General features: G+C 55.6%; 19 protein-coding genes, 3 tRNA genes and 2 rRNA genes. 11 read left to right on the top strand and 13 right to left on the bottom strand.

The window, feature by feature from the left end:
• Positions 1 to 7 precede the first annotated feature (7 nt).
• The 4 genes from D3871_RS14660 to D3871_RS14675 all read right to left on the bottom strand — a co-directional run bounded on the left by D3871_RS14660 (position 8) and on the right by D3871_RS14675 (position 5,003).
• Positions 8 to 2,884: ribosomal RNA gene (locus D3871_RS14660) — 23S ribosomal RNA — on the bottom strand.
• A gap of 296 nt (positions 2,885 to 3,180) precedes the next feature.
• Positions 3,181 to 3,256: transfer RNA gene (locus tag D3871_RS14665), tRNA-Ala, on the bottom strand.
• 10 nt (positions 3,257 to 3,266) lie between these two features.
• Positions 3,267 to 3,343: transfer RNA gene (locus D3871_RS14670), tRNA-Ile, on the bottom strand.
• A 129-nt stretch (positions 3,344 to 3,472) separates the two neighbouring features.
• A 16S ribosomal RNA gene (locus D3871_RS14675) occupies positions 3,473 to 5,003 on the bottom strand.
• The 16S and 23S rRNA genes sit together here with 2 tRNA genes alongside, the layout of an rRNA operon.
• 769 nt (positions 5,004 to 5,772) lie before the next feature.
• On the opposite strand from D3871_RS14675, the gene D3871_RS29845 reads away from it, so the two are divergent.
• The gene (locus D3871_RS29845) at positions 5,773 to 6,138 is read left to right on the top strand and encodes a hemerythrin family protein (RefSeq protein ID WP_147376823.1); all 366 of its coding nucleotides are present in this window, start codon (positions 5,773 to 5,775) and stop codon (positions 6,136 to 6,138) included.
• 77 nt (positions 6,139 to 6,215) lie between these two features.
• Here the strand turns inward: D3871_RS29845 and mltA are convergent, their stop codons facing one another.
• Entirely contained in the window at positions 6,216 to 7,424 is a 1,209-nt protein-coding gene (gene mltA, locus D3871_RS14685) for a murein transglycosylase A (protein WP_119769561.1), read from the bottom strand.
• Between the two features lie 14 nt (positions 7,425 to 7,438).
• Here mltA and D3871_RS30495 point away from each other — a divergent pair, with 14 nt between their 5' ends.
• A complete protein-coding gene (locus D3871_RS30495) occupies positions 7,439 to 7,579 on the top strand; it encodes a hypothetical protein (protein ID WP_199724775.1) in 141 nt (46 codons plus the stop codon).
• A 1-nt stretch (position 7,580) separates the two neighbouring features.
• Here D3871_RS30495 and apaG read toward each other — a convergent pair whose 3' ends face one another.
• Positions 7,581 to 7,955 (bottom strand): Co2+/Mg2+ efflux protein ApaG, encoded by a 375-nt coding sequence (gene apaG, locus D3871_RS14690; RefSeq protein WP_119769562.1) that lies wholly within the window; start codon positions 7,953 to 7,955, stop codon positions 7,581 to 7,583.
• 161 nt (positions 7,956 to 8,116) lie between these two features.
• Here apaG and rpe point away from each other — a divergent pair, with 161 nt between their 5' ends.
• The 6 genes from rpe to trpC all read left to right on the top strand — a co-directional run bounded on the left by rpe (position 8,117) and on the right by trpC (position 13,680).
• Positions 8,117 to 8,782: a ribulose-phosphate 3-epimerase gene (gene rpe / locus D3871_RS14695; protein WP_119769563.1), complete on the top strand. Its 666-nt coding sequence runs from the start codon at positions 8,117 to 8,119 to the stop codon at positions 8,780 to 8,782.
• A complete protein-coding gene (locus tag D3871_RS14700; protein ID WP_119769564.1) occupies positions 8,779 to 9,471 on the top strand; it encodes a phosphoglycolate phosphatase in 693 nt (230 codons plus the stop codon). The genes rpe and D3871_RS14700 overlap by 4 nt, the downstream gene beginning before the upstream one ends.
• A 211-nt stretch (positions 9,472 to 9,682) precedes the next feature.
• A complete protein-coding gene (gene trpE, locus D3871_RS14705; protein WP_119769565.1) occupies positions 9,683 to 11,179 on the top strand; it encodes an anthranilate synthase component I in 1,497 nt (498 codons plus the stop codon).
• A gap of 1 nt (position 11,180) precedes the next feature.
• Complete coding sequence (locus D3871_RS14710; RefSeq protein WP_119769566.1) at positions 11,181 to 11,744, top strand: anthranilate synthase component II; 564 nt, start codon at positions 11,181 to 11,183, stop codon at positions 11,742 to 11,744.
• A 64-nt stretch (positions 11,745 to 11,808) separates the two neighbouring features.
• Positions 11,809 to 12,843: an anthranilate phosphoribosyltransferase gene (gene trpD, locus D3871_RS14715; RefSeq protein ID WP_119769567.1), complete on the top strand. Its 1,035-nt coding sequence runs from the start codon at positions 11,809 to 11,811 to the stop codon at positions 12,841 to 12,843.
• 36 nt (positions 12,844 to 12,879) lie between these two features.
• Entirely contained in the window at positions 12,880 to 13,680 is an 801-nt protein-coding gene (gene trpC / locus D3871_RS14720; protein ID WP_119769568.1) for an indole-3-glycerol phosphate synthase TrpC, read from the top strand.
• Positions 13,681 to 13,685: 5 nt separating this feature from the next.
• Here trpC and D3871_RS14725 read toward each other — a convergent pair whose 3' ends face one another.
• The 7 genes from D3871_RS14725 to D3871_RS14755 form a co-directional block, all read right to left on the bottom strand.
• Positions 13,686 to 14,162, bottom strand: a complete 477-nt coding sequence (locus D3871_RS14725; RefSeq protein ID WP_119769569.1) for a hypothetical protein — start codon at positions 14,160 to 14,162, stop codon at positions 13,686 to 13,688.
• A gap of 291 nt (positions 14,163 to 14,453) precedes the next feature.
• On the bottom strand, positions 14,454 to 16,247 hold the full coding sequence (locus tag D3871_RS14730; RefSeq protein WP_119769570.1) for a M61 family metallopeptidase: 1,794 nt from the start codon (positions 16,245 to 16,247) through the stop codon (positions 14,454 to 14,456).
• An 18-nt stretch (positions 16,248 to 16,265) separates the two neighbouring features.
• Complete coding sequence (locus D3871_RS14735; RefSeq protein ID WP_119769571.1) at positions 16,266 to 16,724, bottom strand: DUF3429 domain-containing protein; 459 nt, start codon at positions 16,722 to 16,724, stop codon at positions 16,266 to 16,268.
• Between the two features lie 100 nt (positions 16,725 to 16,824).
• Positions 16,825 to 17,448 (bottom strand): nucleotidyltransferase family protein, encoded by a 624-nt coding sequence (locus D3871_RS14740; protein ID WP_233575617.1) that lies wholly within the window; start codon positions 17,446 to 17,448, stop codon positions 16,825 to 16,827.
• On the bottom strand, positions 17,435 to 18,424 hold the full coding sequence (acuI, locus tag D3871_RS14745; protein ID WP_119769572.1) for an acrylyl-CoA reductase (NADPH): 990 nt from the start codon (positions 18,422 to 18,424) through the stop codon (positions 17,435 to 17,437). The genes D3871_RS14740 and acuI overlap by 14 nt, the downstream gene beginning before the upstream one ends.
• A gap of 118 nt (positions 18,425 to 18,542) precedes the next feature.
• Complete coding sequence (locus tag D3871_RS14750; RefSeq protein WP_119769573.1) at positions 18,543 to 19,265, bottom strand: DsbC family protein; 723 nt, start codon at positions 19,263 to 19,265, stop codon at positions 18,543 to 18,545.
• A 49-nt stretch (positions 19,266 to 19,314) separates the two neighbouring features.
• Positions 19,315 to 20,508: an FAD-dependent monooxygenase gene (locus D3871_RS14755; protein WP_119770091.1), complete on the bottom strand. Its 1,194-nt coding sequence runs from the start codon at positions 20,506 to 20,508 to the stop codon at positions 19,315 to 19,317.
• A gap of 133 nt (positions 20,509 to 20,641) precedes the next feature.
• On the opposite strand from D3871_RS14755, the gene D3871_RS14760 reads away from it, so the two are divergent.
• From D3871_RS14760 to D3871_RS14775, 3 genes are all read left to right on the top strand, one after another.
• Positions 20,642 to 20,717 (top strand) — tRNA-Phe (locus D3871_RS14760).
• Between the two features lie 571 nt (positions 20,718 to 21,288).
• The gene (locus tag D3871_RS14770; protein ID WP_233575671.1) at positions 21,289 to 22,677 is read left to right on the top strand and encodes an amidase; all 1,389 of its coding nucleotides are present in this window, start codon (positions 21,289 to 21,291) and stop codon (positions 22,675 to 22,677) included.
• Between the two features lie 120 nt (positions 22,678 to 22,797).
• Positions 22,798 to 23,496 carry a response regulator transcription factor gene (locus D3871_RS14775; RefSeq protein WP_119769576.1) on the top strand — a complete coding sequence of 233 codons (699 nt, stop codon included), beginning with the start codon at positions 22,798 to 22,800 and terminating at the stop codon, positions 23,494 to 23,496.
• The last annotated feature ends 104 nt before the right edge of the window (positions 23,497 to 23,600 follow it).

The following is a 23,600-nucleotide window of genomic DNA, read 5'->3' on the forward strand; positions in this document are numbered from 1 at the left end:
AGGTTATAGGGACAAGCCGCACGGGCAATTAGTACTGGTTAGCTTAACGCATTACTGCGCTTCCACACCCAGCCTATCAACGTCCTGGTCTCGAACGACCCTTTAGCAGGCTCAAGGCCTGGGGAAGTCTCATCTTGAGGCAAGTTTCCCGCTTAGATGCTTTCAGCGGTTATCTCTTCCGAACTTAGCTACCCGGCAATGCCACTGGCGTGACAACCGGTACACCAGAGGTTCGTCCACTCCGGTCCTCTCGTACTAGGAGCAGCCCCCCTCAAACTTCCAACGCCCACGGCAGATAGGGACCAAACTGTCTCACGACGTTTTAAACCCAGCTCACGTACCACTTTAAATGGCGAACAGCCATACCCTTGGGACCGGCTACAGCCCCAGGATGTGATGAGCCGACATCGAGGTGCCAAACTCCCCCGTCGATATGAACTCTTGGGAGGAATCAGCCTGTTATCCCCAGAGTACCTTTTATCCGTTGAGCGATGGCCCTTCCATACAGAACCACCGGATCACTATGTCCTACTTTCGTACCTGCTCGACTTGTCAGTCTCGCAGTTAAGCACGCTTATGCCATTGCACTATTAGCACGATGTCCGACCGTACCTAGCGTACCTTCGAACTCCTCCGTTACACTTTGGGAGGAGACCGCCCCAGTCAAACTGCCTACCATGCACTGTCCCCGATCCGGATAACGGACCAAGGTTAGAACCTCAAACAAACCAGGGTGGTATTTCAAGGTTGGCTCCACGGCAACTGGCGTCACCGCTTCATAGCCTCCCACCTATCCTACACAGATTGGTTCAAAGTCCAATGCAAAGCTACAGTAAAGGTTCATGGGGTCTTTCCGTCTAGCCGCGGGTAGATTGCATCATCACAAACATTTCAACTTCGCTGAGTCTCGGGAGGAGACAGTGTGGCCATCGTTACGCCATTCGTGCAGGTCGGAACTTACCCGACAAGGAATTTCGCTACCTTAGGACCGTTATAGTTACGGCCGCCGTTTACTGGGACTTCAATCAAGAGCTTGCACCCCATCATTTAATCTTCCAGCACCGGGCAGGCGTCACACCCTATACGTCCACTTTCGTGTTTGCAGAGTGCTGTGTTTTTATTAAACAGTCGCAGCCACCAGTTTATTGCAACCCCTTCATCCTCAGGCCGCAGGGCCTTCAAACTACCAGGGCGTACCTTATCCCGAAGTTACGGTACCAATTTGCCGAGTTCCTTCTCCCGAGTTCTCTCAAGCGCCTTAGAATACTCATCTCGCCCACCTGTGTCGGTTTGCGGTACGGTCTCGTTAGACTGAAGCTTAGAGGCTTTTCTTGGAACCACTTCCGATTGCTTCGCGGCACAAGGCCACTCGTCGCACACCCTTGAATTGCGCGCCCGGATTTGCCTAGGCGCCTTCTTCGATGCACAAACCGGGACATCCAACACCCGGACAACCTTCCGCGATCCGTCCCCCCATCGCATCTAACGACGGTGCAGGAATATTAACCTGCTTCCCATCAGCTACGCATCTCTGCCTCGCCTTAGGGGCCGACTCACCCTGCTCCGATGAACGTTGAACAGGAAACCTTGGGCTTACGGCGTGCGGGCCTTTCACCCGCATTATCGCTACTCATGTCAGCATTCGCACTTCTGATACCTCCAGCATCCTTTACAAGACACCTTCGCAGGCTTACAGAACGCTCTCCTACCATCTGCATTACTGCAGATCCGCAGCTTCGGTGACTGGCTTAGCCCCGTTACATCTTCCGCGCAGGACGACTCGATCAGTGAGCTATTACGCTTTCTTTAAAGGATGGCTGCTTCTAAGCCAACCTCCTGACTGTTTTAGCCTTCCCACTTCGTTTTCCACTTAGCCAATCTTGGGGACCTTAGCTGGCGGTCTGGGTTGTTTCCCTCTTGACGCCGGACGTTAGCACCCGACGTCTGTCTCCCAAGCTCGCACTCACCGGTATTCGGAGTTTGCAATGGTTTGGTAAGTCGCGATGACCCCCTAGCCATAACAGTGCTCTACCCCCGGTGGTGATACTTGAGGCACTACCTAAATAGTTTTCGGAGAGAACCAGCTATTTCCAAGTTTGTTTAGCCTTTCACCCCTACCCACAGCTCATCCCCTAACTTTTCAACGTTAGTGGGTTCGGACCTCCAGTACCTGTTACGGCACCTTCATCCTGGCCATGAGTAGATCACTTGGTTTCGGGTCTACACCCAGCGACTGAAACGCCCTGTTCGGACTCGCTTTCGCTACGCCTTCCCTATTCGGTTAAGCTTGCCACTGAATGTAAGTCGCTGACCCATTATACAAAAGGTACGCAGTCACCCCTTGCGAGGCTCCTACTGTTTGTATGCACACGGTTTCAGGATCTATTTCACTCCCCTTCCGGGGTTCTTTTCGCCTTTCCCTCACGGTACTGGTTCACTATCGGTCGATATCGAGTATTTAGCCTTGGAGGATGGTCCCCCCATGTTCAGACAAGGTTTCACGTGCCCCGCCCTACTTGTCGCAAGCCTAGTTCCACAATACCGATTTCGCATACGGGGCTATCACCCTCTGTGGCCGGAGTTTCCAATCCGTTTTGCTATCGCTACTGCTAAATCTTGCAGGCTGTTCCCATTTCGCTCGCCACTACTTTGGGAATCTCGGTTGATTTCTTTTCCTGCAGCTACTTAGATGTTTCAGTTCGCCGCGTTCGCTTCACACACCTATGTATTCAGTGAGTGATGACCCAAAGGGCCGGGTTTCCCCATTCGGAAATCTGCGGATCAATGCGTGTTTGCTCGCTCCCCGCAGCTTATCGCAAGCTACTACGTCCTTCATCGCCTGATATCGCCAAGGCATCCACCATGTGCACTTATTCGCTTGTCCCTATAACGTTGGCTTCTGTCGCCAGAATCCCGTTATAAAGTATGAGTTTGAATATGCCGTAGTCCAGACTACTCGCGTGTCACCACGAGAACTCTTTCCTACCTATGATTGATACAATCACAACCCACCAGTATCTCCCAACGCGCTCATCACAAACGCATCAGTCCATACTGATAAATTCTTTACTACTTCTTCCAGATTGTTAAAGAACAAAAACAGCCAATGATCTCAAAAGATCAAACCTAAATCGCCCGCGCCCCACGGCGCCCCGACTTAGGTTTGATGTCTCAAAGAAGTGGTGGAGGTTGACGGGATCGAACCGACGACCCCCTGCTTGCAAAGCAGGTGCTCTCCCAGCTGAGCTAAACCCCCGAAACTTTGATGGTGGGTCTGGTTGGGCTCGAACCAACGACCCCCGCGTTATCAACACGGTGCTCTAACCAACTGAGCTACAGACCCGTTCGGATCAGTACCTAGCCAAACCCCCGGCAGACTGTATTGCGTGCCGACTGCCGACTTACACTGTTCTTGCTGTCTCTACCAACATACCGATAAGTGTGAACGCTTGACGCGATGGCTTTACTCTAGAAAGGAGGTGATCCAGCCGCACCTTCCGATACGGCTACCTTGTTACGACTTCACCCCAGTCACGAATCCTACCGTGGTAAGCGCCCTCCTTGCGGTTAGGCTACCTACTTCTGGTAAAACCCGCTCCCATGGTGTGACGGGCGGTGTGTACAAGACCCGGGAACGTATTCACCGCGACATGCTGATCCGCGATTACTAGCGATTCCAACTTCATGCAGTCGAGTTGCAGACTACAATCCGGACTACGATACACTTTCTGGGATTAGCTCCCCCTCGCGGGTTGGCAGCCCTCTGTATGTACCATTGTATGACGTGTGAAGCCCTACCCATAAGGGCCATGAGGACTTGACGTCATCCCCACCTTCCTCCGGTTTGTCACCGGCAGTCTCATTAGAGTGCCCTTTCGTAGCAACTAATGACAAGGGTTGCGCTCGTTGCGGGACTTAACCCAACATCTCACGACACGAGCTGACGACAGCCATGCAGCACCTGTGCGCCGGTTCTCTTTCGAGCACTCCCAGATCTCTCCAGGATTCCGACCATGTCAAGGGTAGGTAAGGTTTTTCGCGTTGCATCGAATTAATCCACATCATCCACCGCTTGTGCGGGTCCCCGTCAATTCCTTTGAGTTTTAATCTTGCGACCGTACTCCCCAGGCGGTCAACTTCACGCGTTAGCTGCGTTACCAAGGAAATTAATCCCCGACAACTAGTTGACATCGTTTAGGGCGTGGACTACCAGGGTATCTAATCCTGTTTGCTCCCCACGCTTTCGTGCATGAGCGTCAGTGTTATCCCAGGGGGCTGCCTTCGCCATCGGTATTCCTCCACATATCTACGCATTTCACTGCTACACGTGGAATTCTACCCCCCTCTGACACACTCTAGCCGTGCAGTCACAAATGCCATTCCCAGGTTAAGCCCGGGGATTTCACATCTGTCTTGCACAACCGCCTGCGCACGCTTTACGCCCAGTAATTCCGATTAACGCTCGCACCCTACGTATTACCGCGGCTGCTGGCACGTAGTTAGCCGGTGCTTATTCTTCAGGTACCGTCATTAGCCCAGGATATTCACCCAGACCGTTTCTTCCCTGACAAAAGAGCTTTACAACCCGAAGGCCTTCTTCACTCACGCGGCATTGCTGGATCAGGGTTGCCCCCATTGTCCAAAATTCCCCACTGCTGCCTCCCGTAGGAGTCTGGGCCGTGTCTCAGTCCCAGTGTGGCTGGTCGTCCTCTCAGACCAGCTACTGATCGTCGCCTTGGTAGGCCTTTACCCTACCAACTAGCTAATCAGATATCGGCCGCTCCACGAGCATGAGGCCTTGCGGTCCCCCACTTTCATCCTTAGATCGTATGCGGTATTAGCTAATCTTTCGACTAGTTATCCCCCACTCTAGGGCACGTTCCGATACATTACTCACCCGTTCGCCACTCGCCGCCAGGGTTGCCCCCGCGCTGCCGTTCGACTTGCATGTGTAAGGCATGCCGCCAGCGTTCAATCTGAGCCAGGATCAAACTCTTCAGTTCAATCTCTGTTTGTGCCATTGCTGGCAACCTCCGAAGAGGCGTCGCCCACTCAAAATACTGACAAGTAACATCTTGCGATGCTTACCTATATTTCTTCGTGAGCACTTGATACTTGTGTAATGCCAATGGCCGAAACCATCAACCCCACCCCACCAAGCGCCCACACTTATCGGCTGTTAGTTGTTAAAGATCACCTGCTCGCCACAGATTCGCATCTGTCGCAACGCCGTCAAATCGTTGTGTTTGTCAGCAGCAGAGAAACGAGATTATGAAACACTTTCTGTTTTGCGTCAAGCCTTTTTACTTCCAACTTTTCGCATAACCGCTTCTTTTTACAAGGCTTTTCAGACTTCAAATCCGCTCGGAATCGTTTTGTTCGCGAGCAGCAAAGAGGCGAGATTATGGTTGATTTTGCTGGGCCGGTCAAGGAAATTCATTGCCCAATTTTTTAAGATAAGAGCAGAATGGGTTGAGCGAGATCAAAGTCCGTGAGGGGGCTGGAAGTATCATTTCAAAGATCGCCGGTCGCTAATATCCGCCGACCAAATCTAACTACGCGGGTGCTCGTATTATCTTGCCGACTTGGCCTTTGAAGATTACGGGCAAAAAGTTTAGCCGAGGCAATACTTGCTTCCTGATGCCGTCTTCGCAGCTCAAGCAGGATGATGCCACCCGCAATGTCTTCGGCCGATCTTGACGTTCACGTATCAAAGGCAGGGTTTTCTGCCTCCTCATATTCTCCCTGCCATGCATTTTCGGAGCGCCCGACATGGATTATTTGCATCACGATCTCTTTGAAGCCCTGGAACAGTTGAGCGCTGTAGAAGATAGCGAGTTTGTCAGTGAATACGCTCGGATTGTCCATCGACTTGAGCGTGTTTTTAGGGCGGAAGAAGATTGGATGGATGAAACAAATTGCGTCGCAGCGCTTGCGCATCAGGAACAGCATGCACGAGCGCTAAGCGTTTTGCATCAGGCTCATGCACGTATTATGGCGGGCGACATCACATTTGGCCGCGATCTCGTTATGAACGCCTTACCGCAGTGGCTGGCTTTTCATAGCGCAACCATGGACTTGGCTCTTTCTTTGTCAATTCAAGAAAAGAACAAGAAGGAAGCGGCTAGCCAACAATAACTCCTCACGTTGAGCGGACAGTGTGCGACGCGGCAAATATGACATCTCATGCGTTGTACATGATTGTATCCACTCCTTTATTTCGCTGCGAGCGGCCTCGCCAATTTCGGCAACAACACCCACATCGCTCCCCGCTGTTTCATTTTGCCGGCCTTGTTCCCAGCTTCAGTACCGAATCCCCAGAAAAAATCGGCACGCACGTTTCCTTTGATAGCTCCGCCGGTGTCCTGTGCAATTGTCAGCCGCTGCATGGAAATATCGGTGCTTGGTTGTGTCGTGGAAAGAAATACTGGGGCACCAAGCGGAACAATTTGCGGATCGACAGCAATCGAACGTTGTGGCGTTAGCGGGACACCTAGTGCACCCTTCGGACCTTTCGCCGCGTCAAGCAACTTTTCTTCGTTAAAGAAAACATAACTTGGATTTGCGTTCAACAGCTCCTGTTGGCGCGCAGGATTGGCGGCGTACCAAGCTTTAATGCTTTGTGCTGAGGCTTGATCCAGGGTCAACTCGCCCTTGTCGACGAGATAGCGTCCTATCGATTTGTAAGGATGTCCATTCTGGTCGGCATAAGCGACACGCACGATTTCCTTGCTATCGGCGAGCTGAACACGCCCCGAACCTTGCACTTGAAGAAAAAAAGCCTCGATCGGATCATCGACCCACAATAATTCCTTACCGTTCAACGTGCCGGACTGAAGCATTTCACCGCGCGACAAATAGGGAACGACTTTGTTGCCAACGACGCGTCCACGCAAGCGCATCCCTTTGAGTTCCGGATACACACCACTCATGTCGATTGTCAACATATCATCCGGACTACGATGCAACGGCGTCTGAAAAGGGCCGCCGCGCTTGCGGGCACCGCGCAACATTGGCTCGTAATAGCCGGTTACCAGGCCACTATCGGTGCCATCCGCGTTGAAGGCCTGATAAGGAACGAAGAAGGCTTCAAAGAATGTGCGGATCGCCGGCTCGCTTGCAGCATTCACATCGCGCGCGATCGTGCAAGGCTCCTTCCAGTCAGCGCGCTTTATCAGCACATCGCATGAAGCCATGAACGCTGGCCAAGCCTCGCGTAACTTGTCCTTGTCCCAGCCCGGCACGGCCGCAAACGTTGTCGGACGCAAAACTTCTTTGGGCGCGTCTACCTGTTTGGGAGGTGTTGCCGGCTGCGTTACCACCGGCGGTTTTGCAGTCTGCTGCGGGGGTACAGTAGTACATGCGGATATTGCAAGAGCAACTGCGATGGCAGATGCGAGTAAACTTGGGCGTATGACTGACATGAAGGAACAGAAAAATGTGGCTATTAATGCTTGAAGCGGGCGTTGCACTCTTCCTGCTTGTGTTTATTGTCTGGTGGACGATGTTCCATGGCCGCGAGCCGGACAAGGCTCCACCGCCCGAGCACACAGGTCGCAAAGACGATGTGCAACAGTAAATTAGTGCAGCGTGCGTGGCAATGACAAGATGAATTCAGGGATGGCCGTTTCAAATTTTTCGCCATCTTCTGCAACACAGAAATACGTACCTTTCATGGATCCCTGTGGCGTAGCGAGCGCTGTGCCGCTGGTGTATTCAAACTGCGCACCGGGTGCGAGCAGTGGTTGGTGACCGACGACGCCAAGCCCCTTCACTTCCTCGACCCGGTTGTTGCCATCGACAATGATCCAATGCCGCGAGATCAGCTGCGCAGGTAGCTCACCGGTATTCTTGATCGTGATCGTATAGGCAAAGACATAATTCGAGCGATCAGGATCGGATTGCTCGGCAAGATATTGCGTGCGTACGGACACGGTAAATTCATAGGCGGCCATGGAAGTCCTTGTTGTTCTTGTCAGTCAGTCAGCATGTCACTGCACGTGGCAGCATCCGGCTCATTGCACACCAATTCGGTCAACAATGCAACACGTCGGGTTCGGATGAGCAGGTAAAATAGCGCATTCTTTATAGCGCATCCTCTTGAAACCTGCTTGCCATGGCCAACTATCGCATCGCCCCCAGTATCCTGTCCGCCGATTTTGCCCGTCTGGGCGAAGAAGTCCGTAACGTCGTTACAGCTGGTGCCGACATCATTCATTTCGATGTAATGGACAACCATTACGTACCCAATCTGACAATCGGCCCACTGGTTTGCGAAGCGATCCGACCGCATGTCCAGGTGCCGATCGACGTGCATCTGATGGTCAAGCCGGTTGACCGCATCATTCCCGATTTTGCCAAAGCGGGCGCGAATATCATCACCTTCCATCCGGAAGCATCCGTGCACATCGACCGTTCATTGCAACTGATTCGCGATCATGGCTGCAAGGCCGGCCTGGTCTTCAATCCTGCAACACCGCTGCATTACCTCGACCACGTCATGGACAGGCTGGACATGATTCTCATCATGTCGGTCAATCCCGGATTCGGTGGCCAGTCATTCATTCCGGAAGCACTGTCAAAGATTGCTGCGGTTCGGCGACGCATCGATGACTCCGGCCGGGACATCATGCTCGAAGTGGATGGCGGGATCAAGATCGAGAATATTGCCGAGGCAGCGCGCGCCGGCGCGGACACCTTCGTGGCGGGTTCGGCAATCTTCGGCAAGCCGGATTACAAGACCGTGATCGACGCGATGCGTGGTCAGCTGGCGCAAGTATGAACGCACCGGAAAGGCTGTCCTGGCACGGCATTCGCGCCGCCATCATCGACCTCGACGGCACGATGATCCATACCGCGCCGGACTTTCATGTGGCGGTCAATCGCATGCGGGCCGATCTCGCGCTCGGTCCGCTCCACATCGACACGATCACGCATTTCGTCGGCAAAGGAACGGAAAACCTGATGCGGCGCGTGCTGGCTGTCGACTACGGACCAGAGGATGTAGAGCTGCATTTTCCGGTCGCGCTGGCATCGTATCAAAGGCATTATCTGTCTATCAACGGCGACTATTCGACCCTTTACCCGGGCGTGCGCGAAGGCTTGCAAGCGCTCCAGGCAAAAGGTTTGCGATTGGCATGCGTGACCAACAAGCCCATTGCTTTCGCCCTGCCATTGCTGGACAAAACAGGTTTGCGCCCGTTCTTTGAAATCGTCTATGGCGGGGATTCTCTGCCTCGCAAAAAACCGGATCCCCTTCCCTTGCTTACCGTATGCAGGGACTTCTCGCTGGCGCCCGGACAGGTGGTGGCGATCGGCGACTCGTCCAATGACGCGGAAGCGGCGCGCGCTGCCGGATGTCGGGTACTGAACGTGCCTTACGGGTACAACCATGGCGAATCTATACATCACGTCGATTCCGATGGTATAGTTCCAACGCTGCTGGACGCAGCACAACTTATTTCTGCATAAACAACGCATCCATAATGTTTCTCGGCAAAAAACGTAACGTAACCTCACCGGGCCTGTTTGAGGCCTGGCTGTGGCGACGCTGGCAATCCTGGTCCAACTGACCCCGATCGCCGCTGGCCGCTCATGTCTTGAGCTTGCAAGGCCGGCAACGTTTTTGCACTATCACCCCCGCTATAGGACTCTCGTTCTACAATAGCGCCCGGAGAGAAACATGACTGAACTCGAATTCAAATCGCTGGCCACGCAAGGCTACAACCGTATTCCGCTGATTGCCGAAGCTTTTGCGGACCTCGAAACTCCCCTGACCCTGTACCTGAAACTGGCGCAGCCTCAGAATGCCGGCCGCAATACCTTCCTGCTCGAATCGGTTGTCGGCGGCGAGCGGTTCGGACGCTATTCCTTCATCGGTCTGCCCGCATCCACATTGATGCGCAGCTATGGCACCAGGACGGAAGTGGTCAAGGATGGCAAGGTCATCGAAACCCACGAAGGCAATCCGCTCGAATTCATTACCGAGTTCCAGGCGCGCTACAAGGCTGCGATCCGTCCCGGCATGCCGCGCTTTTGTGGCGGCCTCGCTGGTTACTTCGGTTACGACACCGTACGCCATATCGAAAAGCGGCTCGCCAATTCGACGCCCAAAGACGACCTCGGGCTGCCGGACATCCAGTTGCTTGTCACGGAAGAACTGGCCGTCATCGACAACCTGTCGGGCAAACTCTACCTGATCGTGTATGCCGATCCGACCCAATCGGAAGCCTATTCGAAGGCGCGCCAGCGACTGAAGGATTTGCGCGCAATGCTGCGCCGCGCGGTCGATGCGCCGGTAACCTCTGCATCGGTGCGCACCGATACCGTGCGCGACTTCGACAAGGCCGATTACATCCGCGCAGTCGAACAGGCCAAGGAATACATCATGGCCGGCGATTTGATGCAGGTGCAGGTCGGTCAAAGACTCAAGAAATCCTACGTCGATTCGCCGCTATCGCTGTATCGCGCACTGCGTTCGCTGAATCCTTCGCCGTATATGTATTTCTACAATTTCGGCGACATGCAGATTGTCGGCGCGTCGCCGGAAATTCTGGTGCGTAACGAACAGACCAATGACAGCAAGCGCAAGGTGACGATACGCCCGCTCGCAGGCACCCGCCCGCGCGGCGCGACACCGGACAAGGATGCCCAGCTTGCCAAGGAATTGCTGGCCGACCCGAAAGAGATCGCCGAGCATGTCATGCTGATCGATCTCGCACGTAACGATATCGGCCGGATTGCCGAGACCGGCAGCGTGCAGGTGACCGACAAGCTGGTGATCGAAAAGTATTCGCATGTGCAGCACATCGTGTCGAATGTCGAAGGTATCCTGAAGCCCGACTTGTCCAATCTCGACGTGCTCAAGGCCACCTTCCCCGCCGGCACACTGTCCGGTGCGCCGAAGGTGCGCGCGATGGAAATCATCGATGAACTCGAGCCAACCAAGCGCGGCATCTACGGCGGCGCCTGCGGCTATCTGTCCTTTGGCGGAGAAATGGACTTGGCGATCGCGATTCGCACCGGTGTCATCAAGGACGGTACCCTGTATGTGCAAGCTGCTGCCGGCGTGGTCGCCGACTCGATTCCCGAGATGGAATGGCAGGAAACCGAAAACAAGGCGCGCGCCGTATTGCGCGCGGCCGAGCAGGTACAAGACGGACTGGATGGGGAGCTCTGACATGCTGCTGATGATCGATAACTACGACTCCTTCACCTTCAATCTGGTCCAGTACTTCGGCGAGCTTGGTGAAGACGTGCGCACTTTCCGCAACGATGAGATCACGCTGGATCAGATCGCAGCCATGAAGCCGGACCGTATCTGCATTTCTCCTGGCCCTTGCACGCCGAACGAAGCGGGAGTATCGGTAGCGGTCTTGAAGGAATTCGCGGGCAAGCTGCCTATCCTCGGCGTATGCCTGGGGCATCAGGGAATCGGCGCGGCCTTTGGCGGCAAGGTGATCCGCGCGAAACAAGTCATGCATGGCAAGACTTCGGTGATTCATCATACCGGCGTCGGCGTATTCAAGGATTTGCCCAATCCGTACACGGTGATCCGCTACCACTCGCTTGCGATCGAACGCGAATCGCTGCCCGACTGCCTCGAAGTCACCGCGTGGACCGACGATGGCGAGATCATGGGTGTGCGGCACAAGGAATTCGACATCGAAGGCGTGCAGTTTCATCCGGAATCCATTCTGTCCGAGCACGGTCATGCGTTGCTGAAGAACTTCCTGACCAGATAAATGCGATCAATCCCTGTTCCGGAAGGTAGAGGGATTAAGACAAACAATTCTTGAAGAGGCTGCCATGCCGATCACCCCGCAAGAAGCGCTATTACGCTGCATTGAGCATCGCGAAATATTCCATGATGAAATGCTGTCGCTATTCCGCAAGATCATGGGTGGCGAAATGTCGCCCGTGATGATTGCGGCGCTGACCATGGGATTGCGCGTCAAGAAGGAAACAATCGGTGAAATCGCCGCGGCGGCCCAGGTCATGCGTGAATTCGCCACCAAGGTCCCAACCAGGAATACCGAAAACCTGCTGGACATCGTCGGCACCGGTGGCGACGGTGCACATACCTTCAATATTTCCACTGCATCGATGTTTGTCGCTGCTGCTGCGGGCGCACGTGTTGCCAAACATGGCGGCCGCAGCGTGTCGTCCTCATCCGGCAGCGCGGACGTACTGGAAGCTTTGGGCGCCAACATCAATCTGAAACCCGAGCAGGTTGCGCAATGCATCGAGGAAACCGGCATCGGCTTCATGTTCGCGCCCAACCACCATGCGGCGATGAAGCATGCAGCACCGGTACGCAAGGAACTCGGCGTACGCACGATTTTTAATATTCTTGGACCGCTGACCAACCCGGCCGGCGCGCCCAATATCCTGATGGGCGTGTTCCATCCGGATCTGGTTGGCATCCAGGTGCGCGTGCTGCAGCGGCTGGGCGCACAGCATGCGCTAGTGGTCTGGGGTCGTGACAATATGGATGAAGTTTCGCTCGGTGCCGGCACGATGGTCGGCGAACTGGTCAATGGCGAAATTCGCGAATACGAAATCCATCCGGAAGACTTTGGCCTGCAGATGGTGGCAAGCCGCAACCTGAAAGTCTCGGGTGCGGACGAGTCCAAGCAAAAAATTCTCGAAGCGCTCGACAATACACCGGGCCCGGTACGCGACATTGTGGTGCTGAATGCGGGTACGGCGCTGTATGCTGCCGGCATCGTACCGGCGATCGGCGACGGCTTGATGAAAGCGCGCGAAGTCTTGGCGTCCGGCGCTGCCCGCAGCAAGCTGCAGCAATTCATTCAGGTTACGCAACAGCTCGGCGCGGCGTAAGCCCCCGATCGCGTCCACTACAGGCTCATCAAGAACATGTCCGATATCCTCAATAAAATCCTAGACGTCAAAGCGGATGAAGTCGCCGCCGCGAAGAAATACCGCGACTTGGCCAGTCTGCGGCGCGAGGTGGAAAACGATACCGAAGCAAGGCAAACCCTGCGCGGATTCGAAGCCAGTCTACGTGCGAAAGTCGCTGCAGGACATCCAGCCATCATCGCAGAAGTAAAGAAGGCTTCGCCTTCCAAAGGCGTCTTGCGCGCCAATTTTCGTCCAGCTGAAATTGCAGCAAGCTATGCCGACCATGGCGCCGCTTGTCTGTCCGTATTGACCGATGTGCAGTTCTTCCAGGGCGCGCCGGAGTATCTGAAACAGGCACGCGCCGCCTGCGCCATTCCGGTGCTGCGCAAGGATTTCATGATCGATCTGTACCAGGTGTATGAAGCACGCTCCTGGGGCGCGGACTGCATCTTGCTGATCGTTTCCGCGCTCGACCATGGGTTGATGGCGGAACTGGAAGCCTGTGCGCATGAACTCGGCATGAGCGTACTGGTTGAAGTGCATGACGGCGATGAATTGGATGCCGCGCTGCGCCTGAAAACCAGGCTGGTCGGTATTAACAACCGCAACCTGCGCACCTTCGAAACGTCTCTGCAGACGACCCTCAAGCTTCTACCGCGCATTCCGCCCGAAAAACTGGTCGTGACCGAATCCGGCATCCTCAAGCCGGACGATGTGAAACTGATGCGCGACGCCGACGTTCATACCTTCCTGGTCGGTGAGGCATTCATGCGCGCTGAAAATCCGGGCGTGGAATTGCAACGCCTGTTTTTCTGAGCGTACTAGCGCCGACGTTCGATCAGCGCCCGCGCGACTAGCCCCAATGCGAGCATTGCATAAATGCCTGTCAGCGAAGTATTCGATAGTCGCTTTTCATACCCAGGAGTAAAGCGTCTCGGCACCAGATAGTAATCGGTGACGTAGGCGCCCGCAGTGACCACTGCCGCCCCCACCAGTGGTCGCAACGGAGAACTGCTGCGATCTCCTGCCTGTGGGGCAAACCACTTTTCATAGATTGATGCCCAGAACACGGTTGCCGCGTGATTCAGCAAAAATCCGGTCACGGTGTATTTGAGCGAAGGCTTGTCTTGCCATGCCGCCTTTTCGCCCCAAACCACATGGCTGGTGGCATTCAGCGGAGCGGCATAGGAAGCTGTTTCCCGCTTGCCGGCAAGTGATGCCGCCAGCGCCGTAGTGACGCCGGCAACCGTGCCGGAAATCAGGGAGCGGCCAATTACGCTGTTGGTTTGCACATTCATGTTTTCTCCTCGCATCATCAATGCACTTTTACCTGGCTTGTCGCTTTGCACCAGATGGGAAGAATGCCGTTGCACTCTGCCACCTTTCCGAAACGCATCTGCGATTGCGCATCTCGTGTTCTCGTTCGCTGCCGGTAAAAACCTCACGCATTTGTACAGCGTACAAGAATAGAACACAGAAAAAGTCTATAAAGTGCTTTTCTAGGCCAAAGTCAGAAAGGGAATGGCAAATTGCATGCCATCGAAGACGCGCGTATGCCGTCTGGCAGCATGCGGAGCGCCAACAAACCGTCAGGCTATTGCTGTCGACAACCAGCGTGCACGCTTGCGTGCCAGCGATGCAGTCTTCTCCTGCACCTCTAATACAAACTGCGGTGCCTCACCTTGAGCCAATATGACATTGAAAGTCATCAACTCATCGCGCCGGAATGCATGAACTGCAACAGTGTCGCCCGCACGATAACGCGATAGCAAGGCATCAAGGTTGGTAGCGGATACGCGCAAACCATTGATCGCCACCAGCAAGTCACCAGCGGATAAACCGGCCTGATGTCCCGCCTCGCCCTCATAGACATTGGCCAGCTTGCAATCGTTACCGTCGCGGGTGGTGCGCACACCCAGGCCCGGCTTCGCAGCCTTTCGATTGTCCGTGACAGTGATGCCGTATGGCGCCATCAACTTTCCGAAGGGAATATCCTCGGTGCCGCGCACGTAGCGATCAAAGAATTTTTTCAGCTTCAGGCCGGTGACTTCCTCGAATAAGGACTCGGCTTCCGCCTCGGCGATACCCTGTCCCAGCGATGCGAAATCCCGTCCGTAACGCAGCCACAAGGCGCGCATCACATCGTCCAGGGATTTCCTGCCATTCGTCTGCTCGCGTATCGTCAGGTCGAGGGCCAATCCAACCAGCGAGCCTTTCTGGTAATAGCTGACGATGGCATTCGGCGCGTTTTCATCCTGGCGATAATATTTGACCCAGGCATCGAAACTCGATTCAGCCACGCTTTGCTTGGTGCGGCCGCTTCCGCGCAATACGCTATTGATGGTTTTCGCCAGCGTCTTGAAATACTGTTCTTCATCCATCAGGCCGCTACGCACCAGCATCAGGTCGTCGTAATAGCTGGTGAAACCTTCGAACAGCCAGAGCAGCGAAGTGTAGCCTTCGGTACGCAGATCGTAGGGCGCAAAGACCGCGGGCTTGATACGCTTGACGTTCCAGGTGTGGAAGTATTCATGGCTGCATAGCCCAAGGTAGGTGCGATAGCCGTCACTACTTTCGCGCTGCCCTTTTACCGGAAGGTCGGCGCGCGAACAGATCAGCGCCGTCGAAGCGCGATGTTCCAGACCGCCATATCCATCACCGACCGCCATCGTCATGAAGACGTAGCGCTCCATCGGCGCGCGTCGCGTCTTCGGTTCGAACAATGCGATTTGCGCTTCGCATACCTTCTTGAGGTCAGCGCACAGCCGTGCCATGTCGAGGTTGGGCACACGTCCCGTGACGACGATCTCGTGCGGCACGCCATGCGCCTTGAAGGTCGCACGCTCGAAGGTGCCAAGCTCGACCGGATGATCGATCAATTCGTCGTAATCGCCCGCTATGTACGTACCGAAACCATAGCGCCGCGCCTTCAGCTCGGGCAAGGCGGTCGCCACTCGCCATGACTTGTATTCATCGCCCTCCGGCCGCCGGATATCAACCACATGCGGCAGATTTTCCTGTCCTTGCACGCACAGGAATACGCTAGTGCCATTGAAGAAACCGTGCGTCTGGTCGAGATGCGCGGCACGCACCGACAAATCCCATGCATAGACTTCATAAGTCAATACGAGCCGCCCGACGCAAGGCGCGGCCAGCCAGCTATGCTTGTCGGTCTTCGTCAATGCAACCGGGCCCGCCTTCGATTCGGCGCGAATGCGCACGATGTTGCGTGCAAATTCGCGAATCATGTAACTGCCGGGAATCCATGCCGGCAGCCAGACCACCTGGCCTTCGGGTGCGGGGCGATCGACCGTCAAGCTCACTTCGAATAAATGCGCGGCCGGATCTTTGGGAGCGATGATGTAGTTGATGGCATTTTTCATTCGATTCTTATCCTTTGTTTAGCCCCGCACATTTGCGGCGATGACGGAAAGCATCAAGGCGGCTATCACAATGCAGGTTAGCTTCAGTCGCAAGGGCACAAACCAGTCGGGCATTCCGTACCAGACGGACAAGCGCTTATCGGCTTGATAGGCGGCGATAAACCCGAGCATCAGTACCGCAAAGCCGAAACCGCCCATCAAGGTCGACGACCAGGCAATCAGTGCCGGCGAAATACTCCAGACTAAGCCCTTGCGCGTTTGTTCCATGGTCAGGTCGGGCGATACCATCACCGCGCCCCAGTGAATACCGCCGAGGAAAGAGAGTATCGCGATGCCATAAGCCAGCTGTCCTCGGATGAAATCACCCAGCCAGTCCGGATGGGCAACCCAGCATCCCAGCATGAGCAGGACGAAAGGAATAAGACCGGCATAGCCAAGGAGATGGGCCACGCGCTTGTTGACGAAATGGGTGTTCATGCAGGGTCGGTGTTGGCCGTCGAATTGTCAGACTTGTAGTGTACCGGCAATGCAAGAGCGTGTTCCATCCGGCCGCCTTGCGCCATGGCGGCAATCGCGTTCAGACACCGTTCCGTATGGATGCATCGAGATCTTCCAAGGTATCGATATCGCGCACTATGCCGGGGTCGGACGTCTCGATCTCGATGACCGGATGCCTCTGCAGCAGGCGCCGTGCCCCTTCATCGCCGCGCAGGGAAAGCAGCTCATCCAAATGAATACGCGAGAACGCAACGGGATTGCCGCGCCTTCCGTTTTGAGTGGGTACCGCGATGCCGGCGCCGGCGTCGAGCGTAGCGGCCAGTGCCTGAATAGTTGCCGGCTGCACGAAGGGCATGTCGGCCAACGCAATTACCCAGCCGGCGGATTCCCTGGTCTCCGACAACGCATGCACCAGCGAGACCGCCATGCCTTGTACAGCAGCTTCGCATAGGGTGACATCGCATCCTGCATCTTTCAATTGTGTAGCGAGCTGGATATTGTCCGCACGGACCACGGCCGTTACCGACGGCATTGCGGCAAGCAGATGCCTGGCTGCCGCAACGGCCACCGTCGTCCCATCGGCAAGGACTTGCTGCAACTTGTCCTTTTCGCCGCTTGGATCGAAACGTCTGCCGCTTCCGGCGGCCAGCAGAATGCCGATCGTTCGCATCGATGCCGGGGTTTTGGTATCAGGCGTTGACATTGACCACCAGACGTCCGCGCACCTTGCCCTGAATGATGTCTTGAGCCTTGATCATGGCATCGGCCAGCGAAATTTCCGACGTGATCTGTTCGAGTTTCGATGCAGGCAAGTCGGTCGCAAGGCGGTTCCATGCCGCAATCCGCTTTTCCCTTGGTGCCATGACGCTATCGATACCGATCAGCCGGACGCCGCGCAAAATGAACGGCGCGACAGACCCGGGCAGGTCAAGACCTTGGGCCAGACCGCATGCCGCCACTGCGCCGCCATAGCGTATTTGAGCGATCGAATTGACCAGCGTATGCGAACCGACCGAATCGACGACGCCGGCCCAGCGCTCTTTCTGCAAGGGTTTTCCTGGCGCGGACAGTTCAGCGCGATCGATGACATCGGCGGCACCCAGTGCCTTCAGATAATCGGCCTCGGCTGCCTTTCCGGTCGACGCGATGACGCGATAGCCCCAGCCGGAAAGAATCGCGATTGCCACGCTGCCGACGCCGCCCGACGCACCCGTCACCAGTATCTCTCCGCTATTCTTGTCGATACCCTGCTCCTGCAATGCGATCGCGCACAGCATCGCGGTGTAGCCGGCGGTTCCAATTGCCATGGCATTGCGTGCCGAAATTGCAGCCGGTCTTGGAATCAGCCAGTCTCCTTTCAGTCTCGCACGCTGCGCAAGGCATCCCATGTGCACTTCGCCCACACCCCAGCCATTCAAGATGAATGCATCGCCGGCTTTCCATTCGGGATGCGAAGAAGACAATATCTCGCCGGCCCCATCGATGCCGGGCACCATCGGCCATTTGCGCACGACCGGTGATTTGCCGGTGATCGCCAAGCCATCCTTGAAATTGATGGTCGAATAATCGATGCGTACCGTGACATCGCCATCAGTCGGCAATTGCGCATCGTCGAGCTGCGTCAGCTTGGCAGCGGTGGTGCCGTCATCGTTCTTGTCGAGAAGAATTGCATTGAACATGGCTTGTCTCCGTTTTTGGTCGATTGATTATAGTTCCAGACCAAAAAGCTTGTTTTGCATGAAAAATGGCGCGGTCCCTTGCGGGAACGCGCCATTTTTGATTGCAGTTTGGAGCCGCTTACTTGATCGATGCGAGTTTGCCTTCCAGTGCCTTGGCATCGACCGCGCCAGGAATGCGCGTGCCATCGGCAAAGAACACGGTGGGCGTGCCAGTCACCTTCAGCTTCTGTCCCAACGCAAACACCTTGTCATGCGGCGCCGTGCAATTGGCTGGTGCGGCGGGTGCGGCCTTGCCGTTTAACATCCACTCATCCCACGCCTTGACACGGTCCGACGAACACCAGATGTTGCGGGACTTGGTGACGGAATCCTCGGACAGGATGTTGTACATGAAGGTATAGACTGTCACGTTATCCATCTCGTTGAGCGTCTGGCGGAAGCGCTTGCAATAACCGCAATTCGGATCTTCGAATACGGCGATTACACGCTTGCCGTTACCCTTGACCATCTTCATTGCAGAATCCAGCGGCAAATCGGAGAACTTGATCTTGTTGATTTCATCGACCCGCGCCTTGGTGTAATCCTGCATGGTCTTGGTATCGACCACGCGACCGATGAACAGATAGTCGCCCTTGGCATCGCTATAGAAGATATCGCCGCCGATCCGGACTTCGTACAGTCCGCCATACGGAGTCTTGGTGACGGAATCGACTTTGGCCCCGTCGCCCAGCCGCGGTTCGAGCGCCTTCTTGATCGCCTGCTCCGGCCCGGTCTGGGCAAGCGCTGCACCGGCAGCAAGGCTAAGCAGCGCAGCGGCTGCGAGTCTGGTCAATTTGATCATGTTCTCCGGTTCCAATCCTTCGTAATTGCTTGATGATGCTTGATGTGTCCTAAGTTCGCTTTCCCATTGCATGGGAAATCAACGCCCGTTTTATGACCGGCAACTTGTTGACCAGGTTCAATCCTATATTACGCGCAATTCTGACCGGCTCGAAGTCCGTGGCGAACAAGCGCTCTAGACTATCGGTTGCAAACTGCATAAGAAAGATATCTTCCTTGCGCAGACGTGCATAGCGTCCCAGCAGCCTTTCGTCGCCGCAATCGCGATGGGCCTCGCGCTCGACCATCGTTTTTACGAGCGTTGCGACATCTGCAAAACCGAGGTTCATACCATGTCCGGCAAGAGGATGGATGACATGGGCTGCATCCCCCACCAGAGCGACGCGCGGTGCGGTGATCGCATGCGGCCGCATCAGGCTGAGAGGAAAGGCCTTGACGACTTCCGGTTGCACCGGGTGCAGCGCACCAAGCTGATGTCCAGAGATCTGGGCCACGCGTTCCGCCAGTTGTGCAGGCGAACCCGCCAGCAGCGACTGTGCAAGCGTGTCTGGCGCCGACCATACCAGCGATACGCGCTGTCCCGGCAAAGGCAGCAAAGCAACAATGCCTTCAGCGGATGTGAACCATTGATAGGCGGCACCCTGATGCGGTTTTTCACACTCGAAATTGGTGACGATCGCCCGCTGGCCGTATGATCGGTAGTCAAGCCCGATATCACATTGTCCACGCACCCATGATTGCGCCCCGTCCGCGCCGACCACCAGCGAAGCGACAAGCGTGTCGCCATTATCGAGGTCGATCTGCGCAGCCGGGCCGACGGTTTGCAGCCTGTTTGCCCGCGCCGCGACGATCCGCAGATTCGGGGCAAACTTCAGCGCGGCATCGAGCGCGCCATTGAGATTGCTATCCTCGACAATCCAGGCCAGCGCCCCGGTACGCGCGCCAAAGGCATCAAAATTCAGGTTGCCCGCCTGCGGGCCGTCGCCCTTGACGATCATCGCATCGACCGGCGTCACGCGAGCGGCATCGAGCGCACTCCACACCTTCAAGGATGCCAGCAACTCATGCGCGACATGATTAAGCGCATACACGCGCACATCCCAACTGCCTTCATGCACGGTGGATTGACTGGAGCCCGGCGGCACCAGCAAGGTAACGCTCAGGCCGGCCTGGGCGAAACCGAGCGCGGCAGCCTTGCCGATTGCGCCATTACCGACGACACAGATATTGCTCTGAATTTGCATAAAGCTAAGCTTGGTAGGAAACATGGCGGCGCATCTCTGACCACCGTCGATGAGGCATTATAGCCTTTGCGCAGATCACCGTTTTCACAAAGGCTTTGCAATTTCCAATAGCTTTGTTATACTTGCGCGCCTTGGCCTGGTAGCTCAGTCGGTAGAGCAGAGGATTGAAAATCCTTGTGTCGGTGGTTCGATTCCGCCCCGGGCCACCAAGAAAAATCAAGGGCTTACAGCGATTTCGTTGTAAGCCCTTTTGTTTTTGTGGAATTCCCGCATAAGCACGACAAAAGGTTTGGCAGTCCGGCAACTGCAACCATTCAAAATCCGCCCCCCTGAGTTTCGTCCTCTTATTGTCCTGAGCCTTCATTGCACTTTGCAAATGCTGTGCGTTTTGATGGGCATGGCGCATCACTGCCACAACCGCTTTTGACTCTAGAAATAATCAGCCATCTTTTTTCAAATTCTTTTTCAACGAAGAAGCTTGAGATTCAAAACAATATTTCCTTAAGACGAGAACATCATTGATTTGGCAAAGTGCTCAGGCCCTTTGCACTCTATTGGTGCTTCCCGGACTTCGGCCCTTGGGCCTGTCGCTTTCCATGGCTGTCAACCTGATAATGACTACCGGTATTGCCGGCGTGACGATGAGGTCGACGATACAATGGGCCGTATGGATGGCTCTGGCAATGTTGACGTCGCTGGCATCGGTGACGGCGGTCCCGCAACTGGCCTTGTGGCTCCCGCAACAATTGGGGTACTAAAGTGACGCAAAACATTTGCCATATGAGCGCGATGGATATGGCGCACGAGATTCGCTCCGGCCATCTTTCGGCACGCGAAGTGATGCAAGCGCATCTGGACCGCATAGAGAACGTCAACCCCAAGGTCAATGCGATCGTGACGCTGCATGCCGAACAGGCAATGGCGGCAGCGGACGCAGCCGATGAGGCACAGGCGCGCGGCGCGCAGCTCGGGCCGCTGCATGGGCTGCCGGTCGCGCACAAGGACCTGCTGCTGACCAAGGGGATGCGCACCACCTTCGGATCAAAAGTTCATGAGCGCCTGGTTCCAAATGTGAACGCGCTGATCGTGGAACGCCAGCAACGGGCCGGCGCGATCAGCATAGGCAAGACCAATACGCCTGAATTCGGCGCCGGGTCGCAGACCTTCAACGCCGTATTCGGCGCTACGCGCAATCCCTACGATTTGTCAAAAACCTGTGGCGGATCGAGCGGCGGGTCGGCGGTGGCTCTGGCAACCGGCATGGTCGCGCTGGCCGACGGGACCGATATGGGCGGCTCGCTGCGCTGCCCGGCAAACTTTTGCAATGTCGTCGGGCTGCGGCCATCGGTCGGGCGCGTACCCCAGGTACCGGCACTCGACGGCTGGGACAGTTTATCGGTGAGCGGCCCCATGGCGCGCAATGTCGAAGACCTTGCGCTTCATCTCTCCGTGATGGCTGGACCTGACTTGCGCGACCCGCTTGCAATCGCCGAAGACGGTGCGCGCTTTCGCGCTCCGCTCGCCCGCGATTTCAAGGGAGTACGCGTTGCATGGAGTCCAGACATGGGAGGGCTTCTCGTAGACAAGCGGGTGCTGCGCGCCCTTGAATCAAAACGGCAAGTGTTTGCAGACCTCGGCTGCGTGGTCGAAGAAGCCTGCCCTGATTTTCGCGATGCGCATGAAGTGTTCATGGCCTTGCGCGCCTATGCATTTGAATCGGGACTTGGGGCGGTCATGGACCATCATCCCGGCGTACTGAAAGAGACGATCGTTTGGAATATCGAAGAAGGGCGCAAGCTCAGCGCATCCCAGCTTGCTCGCGCCAACCACCTGCGCACCGGGCTATTCCAGCGCATGCATCGATTCATGCAAAACTATGACTTCATTGTCCTGCCGGTAAACCAGGTGCCGCCATTCCCGATCGAGCAAGCCTACGTCACTGAAATCGAAGGTGTGCAAATGGAAAGCTATATCGAATGGATGCGCTCCTGCTATCTGATTACTGCGACCATGCATCCAGCCATTTCTCTGCCCTGCGCCTTTACTGACGAAGGATTACCCGTCGGCATGCAGATTGTCGGCCGCCATCAGGGCGAATTCGAATTGCTGCAAATTGCGCATGCCGTTGAACAGAGGACAGGCATATTGGGCAGACATCCTGCCCTCTAGTCACCGTGGTGCTGCAGACGAAAGCAGGCGTTGTATCGCAAGACGCTGGTATTGCCGGCAAGCCTTACAATGCCTCCTCACTAATGAATTGCGTGGAAGCACGCTGCAACAATTGTCCTTATGTCTACCGAGCGCATCGCCATCTTCGCACATGACCATAGCGCACCCGAAGCAATACAGGAGATAAGCGATGCGCTATCCAGCGCTGGCTATGCCTGCGTAACGTCGTCATATCGAGATGCCGTCGCAACCGCACAACCGGATCATGTTGACCTGTGGATATGCGACTGGCCGGGAGATGATCCGATAGCGGACATATTGATTAGAACACGGCAAACCGACACTTGGCGCCCCGTGCTTGCCGTCATCGAACGCGGACAAACCGACGACGCGCTGGCAGCCCTCAATGCAGGCGCCGATGACTACATAGTCCGGCCGCTGCGGCGCACGGAGCTCGTGCTGCGTATCAACGCCTTGCTCGGCCATGCTTATCCGGAGCGAAAGTCTGTCGATGAAGCACTGCAGTACGGTCCATTTCGGTTTCATACAAACAAGACCTTGGTCACTCGCGATCGCATGTCGGTGGAATTGACGCAAAAAGAATTTGAACTGGCCCTTTTGTTTTTCAGAAATCTCGATCGGCCATTGTCCCGCGCCTTTATCCAGGAAACGGTCTGGTCGCGCGAACCCGACATACCGTCGCGCACCATGGATACACATATCTCACGCATTCGCAGCAAGCTCGGCCTGCGCCCCGAGAACGGTTTTCGGCTTGCACCCGTCTATAGCTATGGATATCGGCTCGAGCAAACGCCTTGACCTGCGGTGATCCGGCAAAGATCCGCCGGCCGACCGCTTTGATACCTTTTTGGTAACACGGTATGCGCCGATGCAACAGGCTATAATACGAACTCGGAATTCCC

The sequence above is a fragment of the Noviherbaspirillum saxi genome (assembly GCF_003591035.1).
In the GTDB taxonomy this organism is placed as follows: domain Bacteria; phylum Pseudomonadota; class Gammaproteobacteria; order Burkholderiales; family Burkholderiaceae_D; genus Noviherbaspirillum; species Noviherbaspirillum saxi.